The following is a 24,679-nucleotide window of genomic DNA, read 5'->3' as shown; positions in this document are numbered from 1 at the left end:
TGTCGCGCAGATCGGCTGATGGTGATTGACTGTCTTCCCGGCTCAGCGTTGCGTCGGCGGATCCCGCGCGCGTCTGTAAAAGAGAAAGAATCATCACCTTGATCAAGTATCTGTTGCGCCGCCTGCTGGGATGGGTGCTGATGATCGTCATCGCGACGAACATCACCTACTTCCTCGCGTGGCTGTATCTCGATCCCGAGAACAACTACGTCGGACGTCGACCTCCGCTTTCGCCCGATCAGATCGATGCGCTGCTGAAGCCTCGCAACCTCAGCGAATCGGTCCCCCTGATCGAACGATGGTGGACCTGGTTCTCCAGCATCCTCTTCCGCTGGGACTGGGGAGTCGGCCCCACAGGCGAGTCCGTCAACGAGCAGGTCGCATACCGCGTCTGGATCAGCGCCGAGCTCGTGCTCGGGGCGACGATCATCACGACCATCCTGGGCATCGCCCTCGGTGTCTACACGGCATCCCGTCAGTACAAACTGGCCGACCGCATCGGTCAGGGCACGAGCATCATCACGATGAACATCCCCACGGTCGTTGCGGGATTCGCTCTGGTTCTGCTCGCGATCAACTTCAACAACGCGGTCGGCACGACCGTCTTCTACGTCGTCGGATCCTCCAGTCAGGGGGTCGAGGGATTCTTCCCCGTCCTCATAGACGTCCTCCAACATCTGACGCTCCCCACACTCGGCCTGGTGCTCACGGGCTACGCGTCCATCCACTTCCTGCAGCGCTCGCTGCTGCTCGACAACATCAAGGCGGACTATGTTCGCACCGCCCGTGCCAAGGGACTCACCAAGCAGCAGGCCATCCGCAAGCACGCGCTGCGGACGTCGCTGATCCCCGTCACGACGCAGGTCGCGTTCACGATCCCCGCGGTCTTCACCGGAGCGGTGCTGACCGAGACGATCTTCAACTGGAACGGAATGGGTCGGTACTTCATCCAGACCCTGAACAACAACGACATTCACGGCGTGGTCGCAGTCGCGGCGTTCGGCGCCCTGATGACGGCGATCGGCGCGATCCTCGCTGACGTCGCCGTGGTCGTCCTCGATCCGAGAGTGCGGGTGAGCTGATGTCCCTGGAAGCCATCGGGGTGTCCCCCGAGATCGCCGAACCGGAGAAGCCGAAGAACCGCAAGCGCACCTCGATGCTGACGCTGTACACGCGTCGGTTCCTGCGCAACCGCGGTGCCTTGATCGGCGTCGTCATCCTCGCGCTTCTGGTGGTGTTCGCGATCGTGGGACCGCTCATCGCGCCGTACTCGCACACCGACCTCGACTTCCTCGCACTGCGCCAGGCTCCCTCGGCCGAGCACTGGTTCGGGACGAACGGTTCGGGCAACGACAACTTCGCCCAGGTCGCCGTCGGTCTTCAGCGCTCCATGATGATCGCTGCCCTCGTGGCCATCGGCACCACGGTCGTCTCGGCACTCATCGGAGCCACCGCCGCCTACTTCGGCGGCCGGTACGAGCGGATCATGCTCGCGATCATCCACTTCATGATGGTGGTCCCGAACTTCCTGATCCTCGCGATGATCTCGAACGACGCCGGCGGGAACTGGCTGGTGATCTCGCTCGTCATGATCTTCGTCGTCGGCTGGTTCTTCCCTGCCCGGATCATCTGGACCCTGTCGCTGTCGATCCGCGAGCGCGAGTACGTGCATGCCGCTCGCTACGCCGGGCTCTCGGGGATGCGGATCGTCCTGCGTCACATGCTCCCGAACATCGGGTCGCTGCTGGTGATCAACTTCACGCTCGGCGTCGTGTCGGCCGTCCTCACCGAGACCGCGCTCTCGTTCCTCGGCTTCGGTGTGAAGCTGCCCGACGTCTCGCTCGGCGCCCTGATCGGCTACGGCTCCAGCACTCTGGTGAGCGCACCGTGGCTCTTCTACTTCCCTGCAGCGGCGCTCACCCTGCTCACCGTCTCGATGGCTCTCATCGCCGACGGTCTGCGCGACGCCCTGGATCCGACCTCTGCGGCTGGAGGTCGCGCATGAGTACTGTCCTTTCCGTCCGAGACCTCAAGGTCAGCTTCCCGTCGGAAGCCGGTCGAGTCGATGCCGTGCGCGGCGTCTCGTTCGACCTCGAAGAGGGTCGCACCCTCGGCATCGTCGGCGAATCCGGTTCGGGCAAGTCCGTCACCTCGCTCGCGATCATGGGCCTGCTCGACGACAACGCCAAGGTCACCGGGTCGATCATCTATGACGGCCAGGAACTGCTCGGCAAGTCCGACAAGCAGCTCTCGGTGATCCGCGGCAACGGGATGGCCATGGTCTTCCAGGACCCGCTGACCTCGCTCACGCCCGTGTTCACGATCGGCGACCAGCTGATCGAGGCTCTCACGGTGCATCGTCGGCTGTCGAAGAAGGACGCCTGGGATCGCTCCGTCGAGCTGCTGAAGCTCGTCGGGATACCCGAGGCGGAGCGCCGCATGAAGGCCTTCCCGCACGAGTTCTCCGGCGGCATGCGTCAGCGTGTCGTGATCGCGATCGCGATGGCCAACAATCCCAAGCTCATCATCGCGGACGAGCCGACGACCGCGCTGGACGTCACCATCCAGGCGCAGATCCTCGAGCTCATGGAGAAGGCGCAGCAGGAGACCGGCGCCGCGATGATCATCATCACGCACGACATGGGGGTGGTCGCCAAGACCGCCGACGACGTGCTGGTGATGTACGCCGGCAAGCCCGTCGAGCAGGCCCCGGTGCGCGAGCTGTTCTACCGCACCCGGATGCCGTACTCGATCGGCCTTCTGGGTGCCATCCCACGGGTGGACAAGACCGAGAAGGTGCCGCTGATCCCGATCAAGGGCAACCCCCCGCTCCTGATCAATCTGCCGGATGCGTGCCCGTTCGCGGCGCGATGCCCCATCGCGATCGACGCGTGCCTGCAGCGCGAGCCCGATCTGCTCCCCATCTCCACCGAGGGTCACTCCGACCACTCCGTCGCCTGCATCCGCGCGAACGACATCGACGACGACGGACGCATCGGCGGGCTCCCCGTCTTCCCCGTCCCGGAGATCCCCGAGAGCGGGCTGGCGAAGGTGCCCCGCGAGGATCGTCCCATCACCCTCGAGGCGGTCAACCTCAACAAGACCTTCCCCCTCATGAAGGGTGCGCTCTTCAAGCGCAAGGTCGGCGAGGTGCACGCCGTCAAGGGGATCAGCTTCGACATCCGCCAGGGCGAGACCCTCGCGATCGTCGGCGAGTCGGGCAGCGGGAAGACGACGACGCTCCTCCAGATCATGGATCTCGTCGCCCAGGAGGACGGCGACATCCGCATCGGCGGCACGAGCGTCGCTGACATCAAGAACCGAGCGGAGGAGCGAAAGCTCCGTCGTGATCTGCAGATCGTCTTCCAGGACCCGATGGGGGCGCTCGACCCTCGCATGACGGTCTGGGACATCATCGCCGAGCCGATGCTCGCGATCGGCATGAGCAAGGACGACGTGTTCGATCGCGTCGAGGAGCTCATGGGTCTCGTGGGTCTCGACCCGGCGCACAGCGACCGCTTCCCCCAGGCGTTCTCGGGTGGTCAGCGTCAGCGCATCGGCATCGCACGAGCACTGTCGACCAACCCGAAGATCGTGGTGCTCGACGAGCCCGTCTCGGCTCTCGACGTCTCGATCCAGGCCGGCGTGATCAACCTGCTCGACGAGCTGAAGGCCAAGCTCGGGCTGTCCTACCTGTTCGTGGCGCACGACCTCGCCGTCGTACGCCACATCGCCGACCGGGTCGCGGTGATGTACAAGGGCTCGTTCGTCGAGCACGGAGACGTCGATCAGGTATTCGACGATCCGCAGCACCCCTACACGAAGGCGCTGCTCTCGGCGATCCCGATCCCCGACCCCGACATCGAGCGGACGCGCGAGCGGATCATCCTTCCCGTCGAGGGTTTCGACGCAGAGGCCATCGCCGTCAGCTGACCTGTGTACCGATGTGCACAGTCCGATAACGGTTCCGTGTCACTGGGGTTTCGCCCGAGAGTTGCGGGGTTAGTCTGCCCCTATCCCAAGTAAGGCCGACAGGCACTAAGGAGTACCATGAAACGGCATCAGAAGCTGATGGGCATCGCTGCTCTCGGCGCCGCCTTCGCCCTCGTCATGAGCGGGTGCGCACCGGCAGGCAACGGCGGCGGCAACAGCGGTGAAGGCGAAGCTCAGACGGTCGAGGGCGCGGACTACAACCCGCAGCCCCGCGAGAACCTCGCAGAGGGCGGCGAACTCCGCATCCCCGTCTCGAACATCGCCGAGCAGCTGAACTACTTCCACAGCGACGGTGACGCCCGCGTCACCCAGATCGGAACGTGGTTCCGCCCCCAGATCCTGCTGATGGATCCTGACGGCACCGTCAAGAAGAACGACGCATACCTCGACGACTACTCCTTCGGTGTCGAAGACGGCAAGACCGTCCTGCACTTCAAGGTCAACGAGAAGGCTGTCTGGAACGACGGCACGCCCATCGACGTCACCGCGTTCAAGGCCACCTGGGAAGCCCAGAGCGGCGAGAACGAGGAGTACCAGCCCAACGCGACCGACGGCTGGAAAGAGATCGAGTCCGTCGAGGCCGGCGAGAACGACCGCGACGTCATCGTGACCTTCAAGGGCGAGTTCGCCTGGCCCGAGATGGTCTACTCGCAGCTGCTGCACCCGGCCGTCAACACGCCTGAGCTGTTCAACACGGCGTTCCTCGGCGACTGGCACCCGGAATGGGCCGCAGGCCCCTACACGGTCGACAACTTCGACAAGACCGGCGGCGTCGTCACGCTCGTCCCGAATGAGAAGTGGTGGGGCAACGCTCCGCTGCTCGACAAGGTCTCCTTCATCCAGATGGAGCCGACCGCGGCGGTCAACGCACTGCGCAACGGCGAGGTCGACATGGCCGAGACCGGCAGCGCCGAGCTGCTCGCACAGGTCGAGGGTCTCGAAGGCGTCAAGACCTACAAGGGTCAGGCGACCGCGAACGCGATCTTCACGCTGAACTCGACCAACCCGGTGCTGTCCGACCTCGAGGTCCGCAAGGCCGTGTTCGAGGCGATCAGCATCGAGCAGGTCAAGGACATCGTCTTCAACGGTCTGAACTACACCGAGGAGCCCGCAGGGTCCCTGACCCTCTTCTCGTTCCAGCCTGACTATGTCAACGCGCTGGAGGAGGCCGGCCGCAAGGACGGCGACACCGAGGGTGCCAACAAGCTCCTCGATGAGGCCGGCTGGGTCGCCGGTGCCGACGGCATCCGCGAGAAGGACGGCCAGCGCCTGTCGCTCGTCTTCCCCGTGCACTCCGACACCGAGACCGCACGCGCGCGTTCGCTCGCCGTTCAGGCGCAGCTGAAGGAGGTCGGCGTCGAGGTGACGATCGACACCCGCCCGTCCGCTGACTTCGCCGAGGACTACACCACGCAGAACGGTGACATCTTCTTCCTCAACTTCACGTCGTCCGACCCGTTCGGTGCCGCCTGGTTCTGCCAGCTGTACTGCTCGGACAGCGGCCTGAACCTGTCGGGTACCGGCACCGAGGAGATCGACACGATGATCCACGAGGAGCTCGAGACGATCTCCGACCCGGTCGAGCAGACCAAGAAGGCCATGGAGATGGAGTCCGAGATCTTCGCGAAGACCTGGGGCATCATCCCGGTCCTCAACGGCCCGGAGATCTGGACCGTCAAGGAAGGTCTCGCCAACCTCACGCCCGAGCCCTACGTGGGTCTCGACCTCTTCGGCATCACGCCGGTGGAGAACGTGGGATACGAGAAGTAATCCATACGGAGCCTGACTCGTCAGAGCTTCGCAGCGGGGTCGGTGGTCCATCCACCGGCCCCGCTTTTCTCTATGCTGAACGCGTGAGCGTCCAGATCGTCTTCGTGCACGGCATCCGTACGTCCGCGACGATGTGGCGGTCGCAACTCGCCTTCCTCGAGGAGCAGGGCATCGGGGCCGTCGCTGTCGACCTTCCCGGGCATGGCACCCGGATGGAGGAGGACTTCACCCTGCACGAGGCGCTCCACACCATCGACGTCGCGGTGCGCGACGCAGCGACGCGAGGTCCCGTGCTGCTCGTCGGGCACTCGATGGGCGGCCTGCTGACACTCGCCTACGTCGGCGGAGCGGAGGCACCGAGGGTCGCGGGGCTCGTCGCCGCGTCGTGCACGTCGCTCCCCCGAGGCGCCGGTCTCGCGGCGTATCGCGCGATCGCGCGCGCCGTCGATCGGCTGCCCGATCGCGGGATGTGGATCACGAAACGCATCCTCGAAGCGACGATCCCCGAAGAGACGCGCTCCGATTTCGCCGCCGGCGGCTATGCGCTGGACACCCAGGACACGGCACTGCGAAATCTCGCCACGCTCGATCTCGCGACAGCGGTCGCCCGCATCCGCGTGCCGCTGTGGTTCGTGAACGGACAGTGGGATCAGCTGCGAGTCAACGAGGCCCTCTTCCGACGGCTCGCGCCTCACGCAGAGCTCATCGTCGTGCCGCGCACCACGCACCTCGTCACGGCGATGCGTCCGCAGATCTTCAACGCCGTCCTGCGGTTGGCCGTCGCGACCATCGAATCCGAGGCTACGGGTGAGGCCGCGGCTCCCGCGCCGGCTGCCTCGCCAGAGCCGTGAGCGCACCGCCCACGAGCGACAGCACGGCGGCTGCTGCGAACACCAGCCAGAATCCCCCGACGAGCGCGACGAGCCCCGCCCCGAGCACCGGGCCGATCAGCTGGCCGAGTGCCGCCGTGACGTAGACGATGCCGAGGTCACGGGCGTGGTCCCTCTCGCCGGGCAGCAGGTCGGCGGCGAAGGCGAGCCCGACGGTCGAGAACGCGCCGTAGCCGAGCCCCATGAGCGCGGCGGCGATCATCGTCGCCTCGAAGGTCGGCACGACGGCGATCACGACGCCGGAGGCCGCCTGCACCAGGGTCGCCAGGATCGTGAGGGAACGCCGGTTGCCCGTGCGATCGGAGAGCACACCGGTGAACACCGATGCGAGCACCACGAACAGCGTGTAGACCACGATCAGGAGCAGCAGGTTGTCCTGCGCCACCGTCGTCTCCTGGTGCAGACCATGGAGCAGGAAGAAGAGGAACAGTGCAGTGCCGAGTGCGTTGCCGATGTTGGTCACGAGCCGGCCCGACAGCATCCAGGCGAAATCCCGATCGCGCAGCGATGCCAGCAGATGACGATCACGCGTCACCGGAGTCGCGTCGACGGCCGCGGGCGGATCGGGGAGAAGCAGCGCTGCACCGATTCCCACCGTCGCGATGATCCCGGCGAGCAGCAGGTACCCCTCACGGATGCCGAGCCCGAGGAGCACCACGAGCCCGACGCCGAGCACGATGCCCACCGCCTGACTGGAGCCCACGGCGGCGGACGCGGCGCCACGCTGCGTCGGAGGAAGCTGGTCCGCTATCAGTGCGGTGAAGGCGGCCGACGACACCGCGACGCCGATCGACACCCCGACCCAGGCTCCTCCCACGGCCCAGGGCCCCTCACTGAAACCGGTCACCACGAGGAACAGCGCGGTGACGAGCACGCCACCGATCGCCCATGGTCGCCGACGCCGCCGTCCGACGGCCGCGCGATCCGACAGCGCCCCGGCCAGCGGGCCCGCGACGATCCCTGCGAGACCGCCGATGCCGAGCACCAGCCCGGACGAGATGACGCCGGGTATCCAGTCCTTCTCAGACGTGTTCAACTGCAAGGGGAGGAGCAACTGGACCGGAGTGAGCTGCACCGTCCAGATCGCCAGCCAGGCGAGGGTGAAGACGGTCATCCATGGCGGTCCGACTCTCCGCAGAGCGGACACCGGCGATCCGGATGGGAGGGCGGGGCTCATGTCGCTCCTTGACGTCGGGGTCGCGACGCGAGTGTCGGGATACTGATGATTGTGCACCCACACGCACCGACACCGCATCAGTGACGAGCACACCTCGCTCGTTTAGGGTGAACCGCCCGGATGCTGGTATAGTTGGTTCTTGGCTTGCGTGTGGGTTCTTCCCTCACGACCGCCGAGTGGAAGCCCTCTTCTTCTGCCGGCATTTCCTAACAACTCCGTACAGAAAGCGTCCACACGTGGCAAACATCAAGTCGCAGATCAAGCGCAACAAGACCAACGACAAGGCTCACGAGCGCAACAAGGCCGTGAAGAGCGAGCTGAAGACGCACATCCGCGCGACCCGCGCCGCTGTCGTCTCCGGTGACAAGGCTGCAGCCGAGGCTGCTCTGAAGGCTGCCTCCCGCAAGCTCGACAAGGCCGTCAGCAAGGGTGTCATCCACCAGAACCAGGCTGCGAACCGCAAGTCCTCCATCGCCAAGCAGGTCTCCGCTCTCTGAGCCGATTCCACGCCTGACGGTGTGACAAGAGCCCGTCCCGTTCGCGGGGCGGGCTCTTTCGCGTGCTCGGAACCGTATGTGCCAGCGATCTCGACGGACGAGGCAGCTGCCGCGCGTCAGACCGCGCTCACTCGCCGAACGGCTGGCGGGTGGCGATGACGGTGAGCATCCGCTCGAGAGCGAAGATCGGGTCGCGGGCGGCACCCTTGACTTCGGCATCGGCGCGCGCCGTCGCCTGGATGGCCATTCCCAGCGAACGCTCGTTCCATCCGGCGAGGTCGCGTCGCGCACGGTCGACCTGCCAGTCCTTCATTCCCAGTCGCTGCGCGAGCTGACGGCTCGGCTCGCGGTTTCCGGCGACGCGCGCCATGGTGCGCAGCTTCATGGCGAACGCCGCGACCATCGGCACGGGGTCGGCGCCGGAGGCGAGGGCATGGCGCAGGGCCACGAGAGCCTCGCCATAGCGTCCGGCGATCGCCGTGTCAGCGACGACGAAGGCAGAGACTTCGACCCGCCCGCCGTAGTACTTAGTGACGACTTCTTCGGTGACATCGCCCTCGACGTCGCCGATCAGCTGCTGGCATGCCGCCGCGAGTTCGGTGAGATCATCGGCGAAGGCCGAGACCAGAGCGCGCAACGCAGGCGGGGCGATCCGCTTCTTCGCCGCAGAGAACTCGCCGGCAGCGAAGTCGACGCGGTCGCCGTCGCGCTTGATCGCAGGGCACGGGATCTCGATGCCGTCGCCCGTACCGGCGCGCACCGCATCGAGCAGCTTCTTGCCGCGGACGCTGGCCCCGGTGTGGCGCAGGATCACTGTCGCACCCTCCTGCGGGTGGTCGAGGTAGGACACAGCCTCCTGCAAGAAGGCATCCGAGCACTTCTCCACCCCCGACACGCGCACCAGCCGGGGTTCCCCGAACAACGACGGCGAGGTCAGCGCGAGGAGGGTCCCGGGCGCGTAGTCATCAGCGCGGACATCGGTCACCTCGAGCGCGGGGTCTTCGGTTCGGAGGTAGTCGCGGACTCCGGCGATCGCGCGCTCTGCGCAGACCTCCTCCGGGCCGAACACGAGCACCACCGGCGCCGGACGCGGATCGCGCCACGACACCTGCGGGACCTTGGCTGCCTTGGTCCCACCGCGGGAAGGAGTACGAGAAGCAGCCATGTCTCCAGACTACCGGGGGCCACAGACGTCGACCCCGTCGTCAGGGCGGCTGCTTCTCGGCCCACAGCTGAAGCTCGTCCCCCGCAAGGCCGACGAGGAGACGGCCCTGCTGGTCGGTCCGCAGCACTCGCGCACCGGCGGCTTCGAGCGATGCCAGAGTCTCCGCTCGCGGATGCCCGTAGTCGTTGTCGACGCCTGAGCTGAACAGCGCGACACTCGGGCGCAGGTCCTGATAGAGCGGGAAGTCCTGGTCGGCGCTGCCGTGATGGGCGACTTTGACCACCGCGTAGCCGCCTCGGAGATGCGCGGTGCGTTCCAGCATCCGCTGAGCCTCCCCCGACAGGTCGCCCAGGAAAAGCGAGCGGGGTACGCCGCCGCCACCTATCTCCAGAACCACGCTCTGGTCGTTGCCCGGCGGGAACGCCTCCGACCCACGCTGCGGCCACAGCACCTGCCAGGACGCCGCGCCCAGGTCACCCCGCATGCCCGCTGCCGCCTGACCGACCGTCGCACCGCCGCCGGCGAGGTGCTGCAGCATCCGCTCGTCACCGCTCTCCCCCGGTGGCCCGTGCAGCACCGCCTCGACTCTCCCCTGAACAGCCTCGACCCCGCCGACGTGATCCAGATCGAAGTGCGTGAGCACGAGCAGATCCACGCGTTCGACACCGAGTTCGCGCAGACACGAGGCGAGCGGCTCCGGTTCCGGCCCGGTATCGATCAGTGCGATCGCCCCCTCGGAGCGCACGACGAGTGCGTCTCCCTGGCCCACATCACAGGCGGCGACCGACCATTCGTCGGGAGTGGTCGCGCTCGCCAGCGGACCGTTGAGCACCACATGCGCACCGCCCAGGGCGAGCGCGACTGCCAGCACGGCCGCTGCGACACCCCTGACGACCGGCACCGCGCGGTACCCATCGGCGAGAATCACCCCGATCGCCGCGCTCACGACGCTGACCAGCACTGCGCTGGCGATGCCGGGCACCATGGCGATCTGAGCGAACGGCAGCCTGGCCGTGATGCTGGCCGTTTGCGCGATCCACGCGGCGGGCAACCATGCCGACGCCGCCAGAAGGTCGGCGAGAACGCCCACCGGAGCGGCGAGGCACGCGAGGAGGCCGATGACAGTGGCGATCGGCGCCGCGGGCGCAGCCAGCAGGTTCGCCACGAGCCCCACGAGAGACTGCTGCTCTGCGAAGAGGGCGATGACGGGGCCGCACACGAGCTGTGCGGACGTCGGCACGGCGATCGCGAGAGCGAGAGGCTGCGGCATGAATCGCGCGAGTCCGCGGGTGAGCGACGGCGAGAGCAGGATCAGCGCACCCGATGCGGCGACCGAGAGCGCGAATCCCGCAGTCGAGGCCAGCCACGGGTCGGCGATCAGGATGCCGCTCGCGCTGAGCGCCAGCATCCCCGCACCCGCGCTCGGCCGCCCGAGAAGCAGTGACAGCATCGCGACACCCGCCATGACCGCCGCCCTGACCACGCTGGGTTCCGGCGTCACGAGGACGACGAAGCCCGCGAGACCGAGAGCGGCCGCGACGACCCGAGTCCCCCGTCCGGCGCCGCACAGCGCAGCCAACCAGAACACCGCCCCGACGACGATGGCGCAGTTCGCTCCGGAGACCGCCGTCAGGTGGCTGAGACCGCTGGTGCGCATGTCATCGTTCAGCTCGGTCGACACCGCGCGGGTGTCGCCGACGGCGAGTCCGGGAAGCAGACCCGCTCCGGGCTCGGGAAGTCGCTGCGCCCGGTCGATGAAAGCGCTGCGCAATCCGGCCGCGACCGCGAAGACCCCGGATGCCGGCTCCTCGACCGACGCCTCGCTCGCGAACACGACGAGCGCTGCCCTCTCCCCCGGATCCGTCGCCGCCGCCTCGCCCTTCACCCGGACTGTGGCGCCGAGATCGAACCCCTCGGCCGGATCGATGCCGATCCGCACCGGAGCCGACGCCGCCCGCACCGACCCCGGCGACCCGATGCCCGTGAGCTGCACCTCCATCCACAGGCGCCCATCCCGACCGACCGACGCCGAGGTGCTGACCTCCCCCGTCGCCTCGACCACACGTCCGTCCCACGACGCGGCGCCCTCGCGCGCCGGTGTCGCGGCAAGAACAGTGACGGAGACAGCGGCGATCGCGGCGAGCATCACGAGCACCACCCCGGCCATGGACGCCGCGGCGGACGACCGCCGCAGCATCCACAACAGCGACGCCGCCGCCCCCAGCACGCCACCGAGAAGGCACCACTGCGCAGCTGGAGGCACGAACACGCAGACAAGGGCGAACGCCCACACTCCGCCCGCGATCGGCAGCAGACGCAGATCCCGGCTCATACCCGCGCGTCATCGCGCGGTCGAACCCGCGGGTCGCATCTCATCGGCAGCCGGTGCATCAGGACAACGTAGGGGCGTGCGACCACCTCGCAGCGCACCCGCCCCCCGGTCGGTGGACAACACATCGATGCCGACGCGGCGTGCAGGAGCGCCGAATGCGAAGCGATGATCTCTGAGTGAGGACCGCGGGCACTTCCATTCACCGACCGCGGGCCGTTCCGACAGCCGACACCGTCCACCACACCGAGCGACTCAGGCATACTCGGGGAATGGTCGACGTACGCGACATCGCAGAGCACCAGCCCATTCGCCTGACTCTGGTGCGAGACTTTCTGACGCGCCGAGGAGAGGTCATCGCGAATGCATGACGTGATCGTGATCGGCGCCGGCCTCGCAGGGCTCCGCTGCGCGGGACTGCTCTCCGCTCACGGACTCGACGTCGTCGTCCTCGAGGCCGCGGATGCGGTCGGCGGACGCCAGCGCACCGACATCATCGACGGCTTCCGGCTGGACCGCGGGTTCCAGGTCCTCAACCCGGCCTACCCGGCACTTCGGCGCAGCGTCGATCTCGACGCACTCGCGCTCGGGAGCTTCCCTGTGGGCGTGCGGGTGCGCACGACGGACGGGGTGGCTGAGCTGCGGCATCCGCTTCGGCATCCGCTGTCGATCGTCACGTCTCTGCGCAGCGGCCTGGTGAGCGGTCGGGATGCCGTCGCGCTGGCACGCTGGGCCGCGCCGGCACTGGTGAGTCCGCTCTCGCATCTGGCTCGGAACGATGCCACCATGCGCGAGGGATGGGATGCCGCGGGGCTTCGTGGCCCGCTTCGCACCGCTGTACTCGAGCCGTTTCTCGCCGGGGTTCTGGCGGAGAGAGGCGGCGAGACATCGAACGCCTTCGCGCGACTGCTCGTACGCTACTTCGCGCTCGGCCGACCCGGGCTTCCCGCACAGGGGATCGCCGCTGTCCCCGAGCAGCTCGCCGCGCACGCGCGCGCGGCGGGTACTGACATCCGTCTCGGCGCGCGCGCGGGAGGCATCTCAGCAGGAGGAGAGGAGATCACGGTGGGGCTGAGCGACGGCGACTCCGTGCGAGCGGCTCGGGCGGTGGTCGCAGTCGGCGCCGATGCCGTCAGCGACCTCACCGGTCTCGCCCGTCCGGTCACGAGAGGTCTGCAGACGTGGTGGTTCGCCGCCACTGAACCTCCCAGCGGATCCGCACTGCTCACCGTCGACGGCCGAGGTGGAGGCCCCGTCGTGAACACCGTCGTGATGACGCACACCGTGCCCTCGTATGCGCCGGCCGGACGTCACCTCATCGCCGCGACCTGCCTGCTGCCGCGTGGCGGCGCACCCGCCGACGAGTTCGACGTGCGCCGCCACCTCGAAGAGGTCTGGGGTACGGACATCAGCGCGTGGCAGCTGATCCGGCGCGACGACATCCTCGACGCGTTGCCTGCCCAACCGGCACCGCTCGGCCCACCGCGATCGCCGCGCTACGCCGAGCGGCTGTATGCAGCCGGGGATCACAGAGACACCGCGTCGATCCAAGGCGCCCTCGCTTCCGGCGAGCGTGCCGCACGTGCCGTCCTGACCGACTCGGGGGCGTCGAGAAGCGGCACGTCGCTGCACAGCTGACGACGCTCGGACTCAGGCGAGAGAGAGACAGCGCCCGCAGACCGCGCATCACACCCGCACACCGTCGCGGATGCCGGCGAGCAGCTTCTCTCCGATGCCGGGGACCGACAGCAGGTCGTCGACCGACGTGAACCGACCGTTCTCGTCACGCCAGGCGATGATCCGCTCGGCCAGGGCGGGGCCGATGCGCGGCAGAGTCTCGAGCGCCGCCTGATCTGCGGTGTTGAGATCCACCAGATCGTCCGCGGGCGCGCCTGCTCCCGGCGGCCCCTCCGCGGCTGCGGCACCCACGACCGGCACGCTGATCTGTTCGCCGTCCGAGAGCACGCGGGCGAGATTGACCGCGGTCAGGTCGGCATCGTCAGTGGTCCCGCCGGCCGCTGCCACCGCATCGACCAGCCGGGAGTCGAGATCGAGGACATAGAGTCCCGGATGCTCGACCGCGCCCAGCACGTGCACGTAGAGCTCTCCCGTCGATCCGCCGCTCTCGGCGGCCTCGGTGTCCAACGGCACCGATTCGGTCGGCACGGCCTGCCCCCGCATCAGTCCGAGTCCGACGGCCGCGGACAGCACGACGAGCGCCAGCACGACGGCGGCGCCGACCCCCAGCCGCAACCGGCGCGGCGCGGGTGAGGAAGCGGCGGATTCGGGCATTCCGCTACGCTATGCCAGCGAACGGACGCCGCTCATGCATCCGGCCGCCCGTCGGGGAGAACCCCCGTGGGCGGCCGGATGTGCAGAGCGGCTGGCTACGCGGCCAGTCAGCCCTTCACGACGATGCTGACGATCTTCGGGGCGCGCACGACGACCTTGACGATCTCGCGGTCGCCGATCGAGCGAATGACCCGCTCATCGGCACGGGCGAGCGATTCGAGCTCGGCCTCGCCGATGCGCGCGGGCACCTCGAGCTGAGCACGGACCTTGCCGCCCACCTGCACGACGGCGGTCACTGTGTCCTCGACGAGCAGCGCCGGGTCGGCGGAGCGCCAGGTGACGAGCCCGACGGACGGCTCGTGTCCGAGGATCTCCCACATCTCCTCCGCGGTGTGCGGGGCGATCAGATCGAGCATCACGGCGACGGTCTCGGCCGCCTCACGCACCGCCGGATCAGCGGCGCCTGCGGCACCGTCGATCGTCTTGCGGGTGACGTTGACCAGCTCCATCAGACGCGCGACCAGGACGTTGAACTTCGTCTGCTCGACGAGCCCAGGAGCATCTGCCAGCAGCTTGTGCGTGGCTCGACGCAGCGCCGCATCTCCGCCCGCGAACACGACGTCGACAGGAGAGGACACCTCGTGGGCGATGCGCAACGCGCGGGCCAGGAACTTCTGCGCACCGGTCGTCGAGACGTCGGCCCAGTCCTTGTCGTCTTCAACCGGTCCGGCGAACGCGAGACCCACGCGCAGCGCATCGGCGCCGTAGGCGTCGAGCTCCTCTTCGAAGAGCACCAGGTTGCCCTTGCTCTTCGACATCTTGGCGCCGTCGAGCAGGACCATGCCCTGGTTGATGAGGTTCGAGAAGGGCTCGGTGAAGTCGATCAGCCCCATGTCGAACAGCACCTTGGTGATGAATCGCGCGTACAGCAGGTGCAGGATGGCGTGCTCGACGCCGCCGATGTAAGAGTCGACCGGCGACCAGCGGGCGGCCTGAGCCGGGTCGAACGCGACCGTGTCGCTGTTCGGCGACAGGAATCGCAGGAAGTACCACGAGCTGTCGACGAACGTGTCCATCGTGTCCGGATCGCGCAGCACGGGGTCACCGCTGGCGGCATCCACCGTGCGGACCCAGCTCTCAGCGGCGCCGAGCGGCGACGATCCCTTGGGCTTGAGGTCGAGACCCTCGACGCTGGGCAGCTTCACCGGCAGCTGCTCCTCGGGCACGGGGATGATCCGGCCGTCCTCCGCGTGCAGCATCGGGATCGGCGTGCCCCAGAAGCGCTGACGCGAGATCAGCCAGTCGCGCAGACGGTAGTTCTTGGCGGCGCGCCCGGTGCCGGACGCCTCGAGCTGCTCGATCGCACGGGCGATCGCATTGCGCTTGGACAGACCGTTGAGCGGTCCGGAGTTGATCATCCGGCCCTCTCCCGTCAGAGCGATGCCGGTGGAGGCGGGGTTCTGCTCGTCGAGCGCCGCGCCGGTGTCGATCGGCACGCCCTCTTCGTCGACCTCGATGACCGGCATCGCACCGGTGACGGGCGCCGTCGTGTCGACGACGACCTTCACGGGCAGGTCGAAGGCGCGGGCGAAGTCCAGGTCTCGCTGGTCGTGCGCCGGCACGGCCATGACCGCTCCGTGACCGTAATCGGCCAGCACGTAGTCCGCCGCCCAGACCGGCAGCTTCTCGCCGTTGACCGGGTTGATCGCGTACCGCTCGAGGAAGACCCCGGTCTTCGGGCGATCGGTGGCCTGTCGGTCGACGTCGGTGGTCTTCTGCACATCGGCCAGGTACTTCTGGAATCGCTCGCGCACGTTGGCCGGAGCATCCGCTGCGAGCTCCGACGCCAGGTCGGAGTCGGGGGCCACGACGAAGAACGTCGCTCCGTGCAGGGTGTCAGGACGCGTCGAGAACACGGTGACGGGCTCGTCGCGCCCCTCGATGCGGAAGTCGACGTCGGCGCCGATCGAGCGTCCGATCCAGTTGCGCTGCATCTGCAGCACCTTGTGCGGCCAGAAGCCCTCGAGCTGGTTCAGATCATCGAGCAGCCGGTCGGCGTAGTCCGTGATCTTGAAGTACCACTGAGTCAGCTTCTTCTTCACGACCTCGGCACCGCAGCGATCGCAACGGCCGTCGACAACCTGCTCGTTCGCGAGCACGGTCTGGTCGTTCGGGCACCAGTTGACCGCGCTCTTCTTGCGGTACGCCAGACCGCGCTCGTGCAGCTTCAGGAACAGCCACTGGTTCCAGCGGTAGTACTCGGGGTCGGAGGTGTGCAGCACTCGCGACCAGTCGAACGAGACGCCGTAGTTCTGGAACGCCTGCTTCTGCTGAGCGATGTTCTGGTAGGTCCACTCGCGGGGATCCGCACCCTGACGGATCGCCGCGTTCTCCGCAGGCAGCCCGAAGGAGTCCCAGCCGATCGGGTTGAGCACGTTGTGCCCGCGGTGGCGCCAGAACCGGGCCACGATGTCCGAGTACAGGTAGTTCTCCGCGTGCCCCATGTGCAGGTCGCCGGAGGGGTAGGGGAACATCGCCAGCACGTAGCGGCGGGGCCGCTTGTCATCGTCGCCGCCGGTGAGGAACGTCTCGTTCTCCGCCCAGTACTTCTGCCACTTGGCCTGGATAGCGTGCGCCGAGGAGGTCTCCTCGGCGACGGGAGAGGTGGACAGGTTCTCAGACAACGAACGCACGACCAATCTGAAGGGAAAAGGGGATCAGTTCAGGATATCGGAAGCCCAGGCCGCGGGCATTTCCACTCCCAGCGCAGCGAGCGGCGCCCGAGCCTTCGTCGCGACCTCGGCGACCTCCGAGGCGGCGACCGATCGCCAGGTGATCCCCCCGCCTGCGCCGACCACAGCGCCCGTACCGTCGATCACGATGCTGCGGATGACCATCGCGAGGTCGAGCGAGCCCTCATCGCCGATGTAACCGAAGCACCCGGCGTAGATACCGCGAGGCCCTCCCTCCAGCTCATGCAGGCGCGTCATCGCCGAGAGCTTCGGCGCGCCTGTCATGCTGCCTGCCGGGAAGGTCGCTGCGAGAAGTTCGCTCGCCGTCGTGCCCGCGGCCGCCGTGCCGCTGACGGTACTGACGAGCTGGTGCACCGCCGGATATGTCTCCACGGCCCACAGGGCCTCGACCCGGATCGACCCGGGTCGGCACACCCTCGACAGATCGTTGCGCATCAGGTCGACGATCATGACGTTCTCAGCCCGTTCTTTCGGGTCCGCCGCGAGCTCGGCGGCGAGCTCGGCATCGTGCGCGGCGTCTGCGCCGCGGGGCCGCGTCCCCTTGATCGGCCGCGTGCGGATGATGCCGCCGTCAGCATGGAGGAACTGCTCGGGGCTCGCACTGAGCAAGGAGCGGCCGCCGATCCGGATGAAGCCGCCATGGTGCGCCGGAGTGGCGGCACGGAGGCGTCGGTACACCGCGACTCCGTCGTGCTCCCCCGGCACGGTGAACCGGGTGGTGAGACAGAGCTGGTAGGCGATCCCCGCTCTGATGAGCTCGCGGCAGCGCTCGATGAGTCCTGCGTACTCCGTCGGAGTGTGTCGCGCCTCGCTGCGTACGGACGAGGCCGCACTGAACACCGTCTCCCCTCGCGGCACGGCGGCGGGGGTGACGCGCGCGACGACGGCGCTCCACTCGTCGAGATCGGCATGGGCTGCGGCAACCCATACGGTGCCGGTCGCATGATCGAACGCCGCCAGCCGGGAGACCCGCAACCAGGCGTCGCCGGGCTCGTCAGCGGCTTCCGATACGGGTGCTCCCGCTGCTCGGGCGCCGGTCTCGTAGTCGTACCAGCCGACCCACCCACCCCGCAGCGGAGGACCGGGATGCGCGGCAGCCGTGCGGGCATCCATCCGCACTTCACCGGGAAACGACGCCGGATCGCCCGTCCCGACGAAGCTCCATCCCTCCGTCGCATCCGCCCCGGCGTCGAGCCAGAACAGGTCGGCGCACGACCGTTCGAGGGCGAGGAAGAGCGCGTCAGGCGTCACCCGATCGGGCAGGACGCGGACGCTCAGAGGTTCGGGCACGTTCTCAGCCTAGGCGGCGTGCACTCCCGTATTCTCAAGGGGTGGACGACTTGGTGCCGTGGCTGATCGACTTCATGCGGTCCATCGACCCGATCACTCGCACCCTCGTCGCGGGGCTCGCCGTGATGTTGGAGACGAGCGTCTTGATCGGGCTCGTATTCCCCGGTGACACTGTCGTGCTCGTCGCGTCCATCGGCATCACCAGCGTCCCTCAGGCCGTGGCGATGGTCGTCTCGGTGGTCGTCGGCGCGCTGATCGGCGAGAGCATCGGCTTCTGGCTCGGGCGGTGGATCGGCCCGCACATCCGTGCCTCCTGGGTCGGCCGTCGCGTCGGCGAGGAGAACTGGGTGCGGGCGGAGCGTTACCTCGCCCGCCGCGGCGGCATCGCCATCTTCCTCTCGCGGTTCCTGCCGGTGCTGCATTCCCTCGTGCCGCTGACCGTGGGCATGAGCCACTACTCCTATCGGCGCTTCCTCGTGTGGACGGCGCCGGCCTGCCTGCTCTGGGCGACGGCCTACGTGAGCATCACCTCGCTCGCCGCCGGCAGCTTCGATGAGCTCGCCGACCGGGTGCACTACGCGGGATACATCTTCGTCGGCATCATCGCCCTCTTCCTCGTCGCCGTGTTCGTGGGCAAGAAGGTGATCTCGCGCCTCGAGGCGCGCCATCTCGACATCTCCGACGCGAAGGACTCGACCGACGTGAAAGACTGAAGCAATGGCTTCGTCACCTCCGGCGCCCCGGATCCACTGGTTCGCGCGCCTCGAACACCGCCTCCACGTGTGGCGCGAGGGGCGAGCGCGCCGTCGCGGCCGCACCGCGACCATCCTCCCGTTCCCCGGTTACGGCGGGCCCGGCTGGGTGCGTGTCGTCGGTCGCGTTCTCATCGTCCCTCCCGCACGGAGCACGAAGGACGGCGAGCCGGCCAGCGTCCGCGGCTGGCGGAGCTTCGTCGGCATCCCCGTGAGTTTCGCGAAGGTCGCCGTGCAGATCGGCGACTCGGTGCATTATGTCGTCGCCGACCGGGGCGGTGTGATCGACTCGGTCGTGCACGCCGAGCTCGAGCCAGGATGGCAGACCTTCACGTTCTCCGTCGAGGGTCAGGACCCGGTCGAGACGACCGCGTTCATCGTGGCCGAGTCGACCCATTTCGGGGTCGTCTCCGACGTCGACGACACCGTGATGGTCACCGCCCTCCCCCGACCTTTCATCGCCGCCTGGAACTCTTTCGTCGTCGACGAGCACGCGCGCATCCCCGTGCCGGGCATGGCCGTGCTGCTCGATCAGGTGCTCCGCGAATATCCCGGTGCTCCCATGGTCTACCTCTCGACCGGAGCCTGGAACGTCGCCCCGACTCTCCGCCGGTTCCTCGGGCGCCACCTGTTCCCCGCAGGCTCCATGCTCCTCACCGACTGGGGCCCCACGCATGACCGATGGTTCCGCAGCGGGCGCGAGCACAAGCTCACCAACCTGCGTCGCCTGGCCACGGAGTTCCCGCACGTGAAATGGCTGCTGATCGGCGACGACGGCCAGCACGACGAGGCGATCTACTCCGAGTTCATGGATGAGCACCCCGACTCCGTCGCCGGCGTCGCCATCCGTCGGCTGCTCCCGGCCGAGGCCGTGCTCGCCGGTGGTCGCGCGGGCCACGAGCCGCACTCCGACGACGTCGCCCCCTGGGTCAGTGCCGAGGACGGCGCGGGGCTCCGTGACCTGCTCGGCAAAGCCGGCATCCTCCGCTGAGGTGACCATGACGCTGGCGCGGACCGACTGGCTGGAACGCGAACGAGCGCACCAGACGAGAGCCGACGCCCTCACGGCTGAGCATCGGGAACGAGCCGCGCGGGGCGAGAAGCACCCGGTATGGGACTTCCTGTGCACCTATTACAGCTACAAGCCCGCGCAGCTGCGTCGGTGGCACCCCGGCGCCGGGGTCGAGCTCGAGGAGGCCGCCGAGCGGCTGACCTGGCGGTGGTACTCCCCCGGCGCGACCGAAGCCGGTGCGGTGCCGGATGCCGCTGCCTTCGCGCGCGAGAAGGCAGACCTCGCCGGCCTCATCGAGCGGATGCTGCGTCGCACCGCCTCTCGACCCGGGCAGTTCGGATGCTTCGGACTGCATGAGTGGGCGATGGTCTATCGAGCGGACGAGCACAGACACGCGGTGCCCCTGCGTCTTGGGCAGGACGCAACGGATCTGGTCGTCGAGAGCCATGACCTCAGATGCACCCACTTCGATGCCTTCCGGTTCTTCACACCCGCGGCCGTGCCTCGCAACCGCACGGAGCTGACCCGCGACGAGCAGCCCCTGTTCGAGCAGCCCGGATGCCTTCATGCCGGCATGGACCTGTACAAATGGGCGGTCAAGCTGGGCCCCCTCGTGCCCGGCGAACTTCTGCTCGACACCTTCGAGCTCGCAAGAGACATCCGCCTTCTCGACATGCAGGCCGCGCCGTACGACCTGGCACCGTGGGGTGTCGAGCCCGTACCGATCGAGACGACCGAGGGCAAGGCGGAGTACGTCCGCCGGCAGCGCGTGTTCGCAGAGCGCGGTGGGCATCTGCGCGGCGAGCTGCTGCATGCCTGGCTCGGCTCCACCGCCGCCGCGCTCGCGGGCTGACCGGCGTGAGCGGGCTGAGCGATCAGTCCGCCGGCTCGCACTCCGGGCACGGTGCCCAGTCGGTGGTCGCCGAAGTCGACTGCAGGCGCAGCGTCATCACACGGGTGGACGCGTCGGCGAGCCGATCGGCGGGCAGCACCCCCGCATCGACCGCATCCGCGAGCCCGCGGACGATCTGGCCGGCGGTGTCGGGAGTCGAACCGGCGATCATCAGCACGAGGTCGCTCCCGGCGACGACCGCCGACACGGCGTTCGTCACAGGGTCGGCGTACTCGGGAATCCCCGAGGACTGCAGCATCCCGAGGTCATCGGTCACGATCACGCCGTCGAATCCCAGTTGTTCACGGGCGATCTCGTGCCAGCGCGCCGACAGAGACGCGGGAGCAGGATCGATCGAGGTGTAGGCCAGGTGGCCGAACATCAGCAGAGAGGCACCGGCCTCGATACCTGCAACGAAAGGCACCGCGTCCGTGAAACGCCACTCGTCGATGGTCTCGGCTGTGGCGGGGACAGCACTGTGGGAGTCGCCCGGCGCCGCCCCGTGACCGGGGAAGTGCTTCAGCGTGGAGGCGATGATCTGCTCTTGCGCCGTGGTGGCTGCAGCGACTCGCTCGGCGGCCGTCTGGGGGTCGGTGCCGAGTGCCCTGCCGTAGATGAATGACGACGGGTCGGACGTCACGTCTGCGACCGTGCCGAAGTTCACAGTGATCCCCGCTCTCGCCACCAGCGCCGCGCGGGCGGAGAACGCCGACGACGTGTCGGAGACCGGCTGCGATTTCAAGACGGTCGAGGCGGGGAAACCATCGCCGACGAGGCGCGACACGATCCCGCCCTCCTGATCGACGGCCACGAGCGGAGGCAGCGCGGGGTCGACCGTGAGAGCAGACGTGAGGGTCTGGAGCTCGTCGTCGGTCGCCGGGATGTTCGCGCCCATCAGGATGAAACCGCCGAGGCCCTGCTGCATGTAGGTGCGGAGCGCTCCAGCATCCGTCGTCGGGATGTGCCCCATCACGACGCTCGCCGCCTGCTCGACCGTCGTCATCTCGGCGACGAGAGCCTCGGCGTGCTCGCCGATCGCTGGTGAGGAGATCTGCGCATGGGCGAGACCGCCCTGCACCGAGCCGACAGCCGCGGCAGAGGCCGGTCCGGCCGCCGTCGCGAGGGCGACGAACGCCGCGGCACTGACCGCTCCGAAGCGACGTCGCAGCATGAGGTCAGGTGGTGAGAGCGTCGGCGATGGGCACGCCGGAGTCGGCCGCGCCGTTTCCGAATCGGATGGTGCGACCAAACGTCGAGGGGTTGCCGAGAGATTCCGCGATCACAGCCGCCACATCGGCGCGCGCGACCTCGCCCTTGCCGTCCGGGTCGAGCAGGATACGGCCCGTCGGCTCATCGAACGTGAGCGTGCCGGGGCCGAGGATCGTGCCGTCGAGGTCCGTCGATCGCAGGTGCTCGTCCGCCGCCCACTTCGCATCCGCGTAGGCGAAGAACCCGTCGTCCTCAGCCACTCCGTGATCGGCCTTCGAACCGATCCACGAGACCATGACATAGCGCATGACGCCCGCCGCCTCTGCGGCATCCATGGTGCGGATCGCCGCGTCACGATCGACGGCGTACGTGCGATCAGCGGACCCCCCACCGGCCCCGGCCGACCAGACGACGGCATCGTGACCGCGGATGATCTCCGCGAGTTCAGACGTGGCGAGGGCCTCGACGTCGGCGACGAGCGCATGCGCCCCTGTCGCCTCGACCTCCGAGACGTGGTCGGGATTGCGGATGACCGAGGTCACTTCGTCACCCCGGTCGACGAGAAGAGGAGCGAGAAGCAGTGCGATGCGGCCGTGGCCGCCGAAGACGATGATTCGCGACATGTCTTCACCCTACGCGCCCTCGCCGACGTCGGCTCGGGACGAACGGACCGAGATCGCTCAGGGGCTCCGGACCGATGCGACGGCCAGCGCCCGCTGGACGCCCTTCGCCGCTGAGCGTCCCGCCCTGTTCGCACCGATCGTGCTCGCCGACGGACCGTAGCCGACGAGCTGGATCCGCGGGTCCTGCACCGCGGTCGTCCCCCGCCCGCCGCGGTCGAGCTGGATGCCCCCGGCCGCGCTGCGGAGGTGCAGCGGCGCGAGGTGCGCGATCGCCGGGCGGAACCCCGTCGCCCAGAGGATGACGTCGACCCGCTCGAAGGTGCCGTCGGCCCAGCGGACGCCGTCCGGCTCGATGCGCGAGAACATCGGGCGGCGAGCAGCGTAGGCGCCGAGCCTCTCCGCCTCCCGTTCCTGCGGCCGCAGCATGAGCCCTGTGACGCTCACCACGCTCTCGGGAGGCAGCCCCTGGGCGACCCGTCGCTCGACGAGCGCGACAGCGGCTGCTCCTGCTTCGGGCGTGAAGTCGTCGCTGCGCCACACCGGCTCACGCCGCGTCACCCAGAGTGTGTCGGTGATCGGCGCCAGAGCTCCGAGGAACTGGACAGCCGACGCGCCCCCGCCGACGACGAGGACGCGCTTGCCCACGAAGTGCTCTGGTCCCGGATAGTCGACCGTGTGCAGCTGCTCGCCGAGGAACGTCTCTATCCCCGGGTAGTGCGGCAGGAACGGATGAGTCCACGTCCCGGTCGCGTTGACGAGCGTCCGACTGCGCCATTCCTGTTCCCCCGCGCGCACGACCAGGAGGCCGTCCTCGTCGACCACCCGGTCGACTCCCACGGGCCGGATCACCGGCAGGCGATGAGCGCGCTCATACGCCGCGAAGTATGCCGGCACGGCCATATTGGCGCGCTGCCCGTCTCGCGGCGGTGGAGAATCCCCCGGCAGCTCCGCCACGCCGTGCACGTCGCGCATCGTCAGAGCATCCCACCGGTGCCGCCATGCGCCTCCGGGCTCGGAGTCCGAGTCGAGCACGACATGACCGATGCCCAGACGGGTCAGATGAAAGGAGGCCGACAGACCGGCCTGACCGGCGCCGATCACGACGCTGTCCAGGATGCTCACGATGATGACAACACCCGCGATCACGCGGTTGTTCCGGGGCGTCAGAGGGCGATCTGGTAGTGCGTGTACCCGGTGTGCGTCGCCACGCTGTCGTAGAGCGCGCGGGCTGTCATGTTGGTCTCCTGCGTCAGCCAGTAGACCTTCTCGCACCCGTTCTCGACAGCCCAGTCACGCACGTGGGCGATCAGCAGCCGCCCCACCCCGGAGCCTCGGGACTCGCCGTCGACATAGAGGTCCTCCAGGTAGCAGTAGGGCGATGTGCTCCACGTCGCCGGGTGCGTGAGCCAGTGCACGATGCCGATCGCGCGCCCGTCGCCGTCGCGCGCGACCGCTCCGTGCAGATCCCGCCCCTCGACGATCCGCCGAAACGACTCGGTCGTGATCTCGTCAGGGAGCTCCGTGCCGTAAAAGGTCAGATACCCGCGCCACAGACCGGACCATTCATCGAAGTCGGCCTCTACGGTGGCGGTGATCGTCGTCATGCGGTCAGCCTAATGCGACGCGCCCGGGGGCCCCGCGCCGATTGGTGTTGCGCGCGATCCGTGTAGTACTCTGTTCAAGTTGCTTCGAGCAGTGAGGAAGCAGTTCTGGGCCTGTGGCGCAGCTGGTAGCGCACCTGCATGGCATGCAGGGGGTCGGGGGTTCGAGTCCCCCCAGGTCCACCCGATAGAAGGCCCCGCGAGAGATCGCGGGGCCTTCTTCTCGTTCATCCGACACACCGGCGCGCGCGGGCGCCCTCGTCATCGGCGAAGAGCCGCCCACGGCAGAGCGCCAGGGACTTGCCATCGTCCGCTGCGCCGGATAGAAAGGCCAGGCCGTCTTCGTCACCGAGACGGTCTTCGACGAGGTGGAGGACGCACGTGCTGGGACTGTTCCGACGACCGGAGACCATGTCATCGTCTCTGTCAGACGC

General features: G+C 68.1%; 20 protein-coding genes and 1 tRNA gene. 11 read left to right on the top strand and 10 right to left on the bottom strand.

Annotated features, from left to right (window positions below):
- Nucleotides 1-98 precede the first annotated feature (98 nt).
- From ACZZZF_RS01290 to ACZZZF_RS01270, 5 genes are all read left to right on the top strand, one after another.
- Nucleotides 99-1,082, top strand: coding sequence for an ABC transporter permease (locus ACZZZF_RS01290; RefSeq protein ID WP_053096532.1), 984 nt, complete (start codon nucleotides 99-101; stop codon nucleotides 1,080-1,082).
- Nucleotides 1,082-2,005 carry an ABC transporter permease gene (locus ACZZZF_RS01285; protein ID WP_053096534.1) on the top strand — a complete coding sequence of 308 codons (924 nt, stop codon included), beginning with the start codon at nucleotides 1,082-1,084 and terminating at the stop codon, nucleotides 2,003-2,005. Before ACZZZF_RS01290 ends, ACZZZF_RS01285 begins: the two co-directional genes overlap by 1 nt.
- Complete coding sequence (locus tag ACZZZF_RS01280; RefSeq protein WP_187249765.1) at nucleotides 2,002-3,933, top strand: ABC transporter ATP-binding protein; 1,932 nt, start codon at nucleotides 2,002-2,004, stop codon at nucleotides 3,931-3,933. The genes ACZZZF_RS01285 and ACZZZF_RS01280 overlap by 4 nt, the downstream gene beginning before the upstream one ends.
- Nucleotides 3,934-4,050: 117 nt before the next feature.
- Nucleotides 4,051-5,763, top strand: a complete 1,713-nt coding sequence (locus ACZZZF_RS01275) for an ABC transporter family substrate-binding protein (RefSeq protein WP_053096539.1) — start codon at nucleotides 4,051-4,053, stop codon at nucleotides 5,761-5,763.
- Nucleotides 5,764-5,846: 83 nt separating this feature from the next.
- Nucleotides 5,847-6,614 carry an alpha/beta fold hydrolase gene (locus ACZZZF_RS01270; protein ID WP_072591399.1) on the top strand — a complete coding sequence of 256 codons (768 nt, stop codon included), beginning with the start codon at nucleotides 5,847-5,849 and terminating at the stop codon, nucleotides 6,612-6,614.
- Here ACZZZF_RS01270 and ACZZZF_RS01265 read toward each other — a convergent pair.
- Nucleotides 6,565-7,830: an MFS transporter gene (locus ACZZZF_RS01265; protein ID WP_463496745.1), complete on the bottom strand. Its 1,266-nt coding sequence runs from the start codon at nucleotides 7,828-7,830 to the stop codon at nucleotides 6,565-6,567. The genes ACZZZF_RS01270 and ACZZZF_RS01265 overlap by 50 nt on opposite strands.
- 236 nt (nucleotides 7,831-8,066) lie before the next feature.
- On the opposite strand from ACZZZF_RS01265, the gene rpsT reads away from it, so the two are divergent.
- A complete protein-coding gene (rpsT, locus tag ACZZZF_RS01260; RefSeq protein ID WP_053096545.1) occupies nucleotides 8,067-8,327 on the top strand; it encodes a 30S ribosomal protein S20 in 261 nt (86 codons plus the stop codon).
- 127 nt (nucleotides 8,328-8,454) lie between these two features.
- Here rpsT and holA read toward each other — a convergent pair whose 3' ends face one another.
- Both holA and ACZZZF_RS01250 read right to left on the bottom strand, forming a co-directional pair.
- Nucleotides 8,455-9,492 carry a DNA polymerase III subunit delta gene (gene holA, locus ACZZZF_RS01255; RefSeq protein ID WP_053096547.1) on the bottom strand — a complete coding sequence of 346 codons (1,038 nt, stop codon included), beginning with the start codon at nucleotides 9,490-9,492 and terminating at the stop codon, nucleotides 8,455-8,457.
- 40 nt (nucleotides 9,493-9,532) lie between these two features.
- Nucleotides 9,533-11,824 carry a ComEC/Rec2 family competence protein gene (locus ACZZZF_RS01250; protein ID WP_463496743.1) on the bottom strand — a complete coding sequence of 764 codons (2,292 nt, stop codon included), beginning with the start codon at nucleotides 11,822-11,824 and terminating at the stop codon, nucleotides 9,533-9,535.
- 360 nt (nucleotides 11,825-12,184) lie between these two features.
- On the opposite strand from ACZZZF_RS01250, the gene ACZZZF_RS01245 reads away from it, so the two are divergent.
- Nucleotides 12,185-13,459 (top strand): FAD-dependent oxidoreductase, encoded by a 1,275-nt coding sequence (locus ACZZZF_RS01245; RefSeq protein WP_463496741.1) that lies wholly within the window; start codon nucleotides 12,185-12,187, stop codon nucleotides 13,457-13,459.
- A gap of 48 nt (nucleotides 13,460-13,507) precedes the next feature.
- Here ACZZZF_RS01245 and ACZZZF_RS01240 read toward each other — a convergent pair whose 3' ends face one another.
- The 3 genes from ACZZZF_RS01240 to ACZZZF_RS01230 form a co-directional block, all read right to left on the bottom strand.
- Nucleotides 13,508-14,113: a helix-hairpin-helix domain-containing protein gene (locus ACZZZF_RS01240; RefSeq protein ID WP_463496739.1), complete on the bottom strand. Its 606-nt coding sequence runs from the start codon at nucleotides 14,111-14,113 to the stop codon at nucleotides 13,508-13,510.
- A 107-nt stretch (nucleotides 14,114-14,220) separates the two neighbouring features.
- Nucleotides 14,221-16,797, bottom strand: a complete 2,577-nt coding sequence (gene leuS, locus ACZZZF_RS01235) for a leucine--tRNA ligase (protein WP_463496737.1) — start codon at nucleotides 16,795-16,797, stop codon at nucleotides 14,221-14,223.
- 33 nt (nucleotides 16,798-16,830) lie between these two features.
- Complete coding sequence (locus ACZZZF_RS01230; protein WP_463496736.1) at nucleotides 16,831-18,156, bottom strand: anthranilate synthase component I family protein; 1,326 nt, start codon at nucleotides 18,154-18,156, stop codon at nucleotides 16,831-16,833.
- A 41-nt stretch (nucleotides 18,157-18,197) separates the two neighbouring features.
- Between ACZZZF_RS01230 and ACZZZF_RS01225 the strand changes: the two genes are divergently transcribed.
- From ACZZZF_RS01225 to ACZZZF_RS01215, 3 genes are read left to right on the top strand one after another with little or no spacing between them, the layout of a single operon-like run.
- Nucleotides 18,198-18,869, top strand: a complete 672-nt coding sequence (locus ACZZZF_RS01225) for a DedA family protein (RefSeq protein ID WP_463496734.1) — start codon at nucleotides 18,198-18,200, stop codon at nucleotides 18,867-18,869.
- Between the two features lie 4 nt (nucleotides 18,870-18,873).
- Nucleotides 18,874-19,899 (top strand): App1 family protein, encoded by a 1,026-nt coding sequence (locus ACZZZF_RS01220; RefSeq protein ID WP_056278907.1) that lies wholly within the window; start codon nucleotides 18,874-18,876, stop codon nucleotides 19,897-19,899.
- A gap of 7 nt (nucleotides 19,900-19,906) precedes the next feature.
- On the top strand, nucleotides 19,907-20,773 hold the full coding sequence (locus ACZZZF_RS01215) for a 3-methyladenine DNA glycosylase (protein WP_463496733.1): 867 nt from the start codon (nucleotides 19,907-19,909) through the stop codon (nucleotides 20,771-20,773).
- Nucleotides 20,774-20,795: 22 nt separating this feature from the next.
- On the opposite strand, the gene ACZZZF_RS01210 is transcribed toward ACZZZF_RS01215, so the two are convergent.
- From ACZZZF_RS01210 to ACZZZF_RS01195, 4 genes are read right to left on the bottom strand one after another with little or no spacing between them, the layout of a single operon-like run.
- Nucleotides 20,796-21,983, bottom strand: a complete 1,188-nt coding sequence (locus tag ACZZZF_RS01210; protein WP_463496731.1) for a glycoside hydrolase family 3 N-terminal domain-containing protein — start codon at nucleotides 21,981-21,983, stop codon at nucleotides 20,796-20,798.
- Between the two features lie 4 nt (nucleotides 21,984-21,987).
- Nucleotides 21,988-22,644 (bottom strand): SDR family oxidoreductase, encoded by a 657-nt coding sequence (locus ACZZZF_RS01205; RefSeq protein ID WP_463496729.1) that lies wholly within the window; start codon nucleotides 22,642-22,644, stop codon nucleotides 21,988-21,990.
- Between the two features lie 57 nt (nucleotides 22,645-22,701).
- Nucleotides 22,702-23,766 carry an NAD(P)-binding domain-containing protein gene (locus ACZZZF_RS01200; protein ID WP_463499900.1) on the bottom strand — a complete coding sequence of 355 codons (1,065 nt, stop codon included), beginning with the start codon at nucleotides 23,764-23,766 and terminating at the stop codon, nucleotides 22,702-22,704.
- Between the two features lie 41 nt (nucleotides 23,767-23,807).
- Nucleotides 23,808-24,248 (bottom strand): GNAT family N-acetyltransferase, encoded by a 441-nt coding sequence (locus ACZZZF_RS01195; protein WP_431738271.1) that lies wholly within the window; start codon nucleotides 24,246-24,248, stop codon nucleotides 23,808-23,810.
- A gap of 107 nt (nucleotides 24,249-24,355) precedes the next feature.
- On the opposite strand from ACZZZF_RS01195, the gene ACZZZF_RS01190 reads away from it, so the two are divergent.
- Nucleotides 24,356-24,428 (top strand) — tRNA-Ala (locus tag ACZZZF_RS01190).
- Nucleotides 24,429-24,679: the final 251 nt, after the last annotated feature.

It is taken from the genome of Microbacterium sp. AC215, assembly GCF_979258645.1.
The sequence above is the reverse complement of the archived record's forward strand: the minus strand, read 5'-3'. Positions and strand labels throughout refer to the sequence as shown.